General features: G+C 65.6%; 1 protein-coding gene and 1 pseudogene. Both read right to left on the bottom strand.

Going from position 1 to position 1,377, the window contains the following annotated elements; all coding sequences use genetic code 11:
- Window positions 1-324 precede the first annotated feature (324 nt).
- Complete coding sequence (locus ABZW30_RS47030; RefSeq protein WP_355677499.1) at window positions 325-774, bottom strand: hypothetical protein; 450 nt, start codon at window positions 772-774, stop codon at window positions 325-327.
- Window positions 771-1,229: pseudogene (locus ABZW30_RS47025) on the bottom strand (transposase); the annotation flags it as partial. The pseudogene ABZW30_RS47025 and the gene ABZW30_RS47030, both read right to left, overlap by 4 nt.
- Window positions 1,230-1,377 lie beyond the last annotated feature (148 nt).

Genomic DNA, 1,377 nt, shown 5'->3' with positions numbered 1-1,377 from the left:
GCAGGCCTCCTACGAGCCCTTCACCCGCCCGCTCGACCTCCTCGGCATCGCCTGACCAGCACACTCACAAGATCACCGGACTTTGCAACAGCCCTGCCCCTGTGCGCCCCAGGACGAAGTCTTGATTCGAGCCGCAGCCTGACGGGTCAGGTCATCGAGGGGCGACGAAATTGACTTGGGCCAGGCAGGCTGGCGAAATTCTCGCTGTCGGGCCCCACAGCCGGCAGGAGGGCAGAGTCGACCTACCAGAGAAGCGCAGCCTCGCAAAGTTGCTGTTTTCCTGGATCATCCGGGACTCCTGCTCCACGGATTCTCGAGCAATAGTCAAGACTTGTGGGTGAGGCCCTCCGACTCGACGGCGGTGATCTCGGCTGCTGCGAGCCGAGCCTCCTCGCGCACCTCTGGGTCGGGGTGATGGAGGAAGGACTCGATCAGCGGTTGGGCCTGCGGGTCGCGGGTGGCGCCGAGGATGTAGAGCGTGTGGACGACAAGTTCGCGTTCCATCGTCGGCATGGCTGCCGCCAGTGGTTCGACGAGGGTCAGAGGCAGGCGGTAGTGGTCGAACGCCTCGCTGATCGAGTTCAGGGCGGACTCGCGCACCGTGGTCACCGGTCCGTTGACGGCCACGCTGACCAGACGTCCGACGACCATGCGAGCGCAGTCCGCGTCGAGTGCGGCGCCGCGCAGGAGGTCCCCGAGGAGGTCGGCGGCGACGTCCCGACGGTCCGGATCGCGGTCGGTCAGTGCTTCAAGTGCCTCGAACATGTCGTTCATGCTGCCACCTCGGACCGCTCGACCAGGACGCCGTTTTCGAAGTGCGCGCCGGCACGGACCAGCGGCACCAGGTGGGCGCCGGTGATCGCGCGCCATCGGGTCTGGGCTGACTCGACGAGCTTGAAGACCATCGCCAGGGCAGCGGCTGGGCTGCCCGCGCCTCGTGTGACCTTGGTGCGGAGTTTGACCGTGGAGAAGGTCGACTCGATGGGGTTGGTGGTCCGCAGGTGGATCCAGTGCTCGGCCGGGAAGTCGTAGAAGGCGAGCAGTGCGTCCCGGTCGTCGGCGATCTTTGCGACGGCCTTGGGGAATTTGGCGCCGTAGGCGCGCGCGAAGGCCTCGATCGCCTGCTCGGCGTGGCCACGGCCCTCGGCGTTGTAGATCTCCTGCATCGCCTTCGTCGCGCCGGGCTGTGCGGACTTGGGCAGGCAGTTCGTGACGTTGCGGGCTTTGTGAAGCCGTAAGGAATCAACCTGTTGCTTCGGGGGCAACGGCTCGTTGATCTGGAATGGCGATCACGGAACAGATGCTGTCCCAACTCGATTGTCGTTTCTCAGTGTTGCTGCCCCATCTGAACGAGCGGCAGCGGCGCTTGGCGGTGGC

Source organism: Kitasatospora sp. NPDC004669, from assembly GCF_040609455.1.
GTDB lineage: Bacteria > Actinomycetota > Actinomycetes > Streptomycetales > Streptomycetaceae > Kitasatospora.
This window is presented reverse-complemented; position numbering and strand designations above follow the sequence as displayed.

Excerpts from the sequence above, each read along its gene's own strand:
- ABZW30_RS47030 (WP_355677499.1), bottom strand. The coding sequence starts at position 774 with ATGAACGACATGTTCGAGGCACTTGAAGCACTGACCGACCGCGATCCG.